The organism is Pseudoalteromonas sp. 120-MNA-CIBAN-0494 (assembly GCF_040308885.1).
GTDB lineage: Bacteria > Pseudomonadota > Gammaproteobacteria > Enterobacterales > Alteromonadaceae > Pseudoalteromonas > Pseudoalteromonas nigrifaciens.
Map to the genome: position 1 here is coordinate 1 of NZ_JBEOOE010000257.1, position 229 is coordinate 229.

1 pseudogene is annotated in these 229 nt (G+C 41.5%); it reads right to left on the reverse strand.

The features are described from left to right. Positions 1-229, reverse strand: a pseudogene (gene deoD / locus AAEY55_RS18700) (purine-nucleoside phosphorylase); the annotation flags it as partial.

Sequence of the window (229 nt, forward strand, 5' to 3'; positions counted from 1 at the left end):
CGCGGGCACGATTTACGTTTGAATCTGTGCTTGCACCTTGTGCAAAAATTACGTCGCGAATTTTAATATCGCTACCAATACCACCACAGGTACCTATACGAATAATATTTTTAACGCCAAAACTGACAATAAGCTCACGAGCATAAATTGACATTGAAGGAATGCCCATGCCAGAACCCATAATGCTCACTGGCTTACCTTTGTAAGTTCCAGTAAAGCCGTACATGTT